The following is a 1,451-nucleotide window of genomic DNA, read 5'->3' on the forward strand; positions in this document are numbered from 1 at the left end:
ACGGAGCTAGGATTCACCATTTTTTTGATAAAGTGGTAGCGAAGCAAAGCCGAGGTTCTTTTTGGCACTTGATGCCGTAACAAAAAATGGCTGCTTCGTCGTTAATCTCTTAGGTTGATCTAAGTAAGTTAGGCGCTAGACGCCGTGTATAGAAAATTAAATCACTGATCAACGATGAAGCTTGCTTCAATTTAACGAAGGATGTGATGTCTATGCGAACCATTGTTGGAATCGATGTTTCAAAGCAATCCTCACGGATTGCCATTCTAGTAGATCAAGCAGTTCAAGAACAATTCAAAATCTGTAATGATTTGATTGGATTTAATGAGCTGAAGCGTCACTTAGATCAGTATCCAAGCCAACCGGAGATTATATACGAGGCCACCGGCGTTTACTCACACCGCTTGAGAAAATTTCTTGTAAGTCAAGGTTATGAATTTTCGGAACTCAACCCATTGTCTGCTAAAAAAGAAATGGATAAACTCCGGCCCAACAAGAATGACATTAACGACGCACGAAATTTGGCTGAGTCACAATATTTCTTATGTCGAGAAAGAACCCAAGAACAAGCGCCAGTTTATAAAGAGTTGATGCGGGAAAATAGATACTACCAGCAATGCGTTTCTGATCTGGTAACAGCCAAAAATCGACTCCATAAAGCCTTACAAGATACCTTTCCAGAGATTGAGCAAATTTTTTCCAAAACCGACGGCGCACAGTATTGGAAATTGGTAGACCGATTTCCACATGCCCACATGGTGCAAAAACAGTCATTCCAACAACTCTCGGAAATCATTCAAACCTTAGGACCAAGTCGAGTATCTGTTAATCGAGCACAACAGATTAGCAGAAAACTATTTGAACTGTCGTCCAAAAGCTTTCCGGCCGTTAATATTGACTCTCACATGGTTTACCAAGTATGTGCGCTGTGCCGCAGATTGACTGAAATTAGCGCAGAGCAATCCGCTGTGATTGATTTAATGAAAAAACAGGCCCAGAAACTAGATGAGTACGAGGTATTAATGAGTATCCCTGGATTCGCACAAAAAACGGTCGTGAGCCTAATAGGCGAACTCGGGGATCTACACAGATTTAAAACACCAAACAAAATTAACGCGTACATTGGCATTGACCTACGGTTCAATGACTCTGGAAACTACAAGAGCAACGGAATTATCACCAAGCGAGGAAATCCTTACGCACGTAAAATATTGTTTAAAGCTATTGGTAACATGGCTTCTGCGGCAACACATGGCCATCAATCTCATATTAATGACTGGTACCAAAAGAAAAAGCAATCCAATCCGTCCAAAGGAACGAAGAAGATCGCTATCGGTGCGATGGATCGGTTAATATCTACCATTTTTCATCTGGTTCTCCACAACCAGAAATATGATTATGGCATTGCCTGTTTAGCTCGGCATTAATCAAAAACAGGGTATCATTTTCTT

General features: G+C 41.0%; 1 protein-coding gene. It reads left to right on the forward strand.

Annotated features, from left to right (window positions below; all coding sequences use genetic code 11):
- Positions 1–206 precede the first annotated feature (206 nt).
- Positions 207–1,427 carry an IS110 family RNA-guided transposase gene (locus QOW94_RS10965; protein WP_283680496.1) on the forward strand — a complete coding sequence of 407 codons (1,221 nt, stop codon included), beginning with the start codon at positions 207–209 and terminating at the stop codon, positions 1,425–1,427.
- The last annotated feature ends 24 nt before the right edge of the window (positions 1,428–1,451 follow it).

It is taken from the genome of Lentilactobacillus sp. Marseille-Q4993 (assembly GCF_951230165.1).
GTDB lineage: Bacteria > Bacillota > Bacilli > Lactobacillales > Lactobacillaceae > Lentilactobacillus.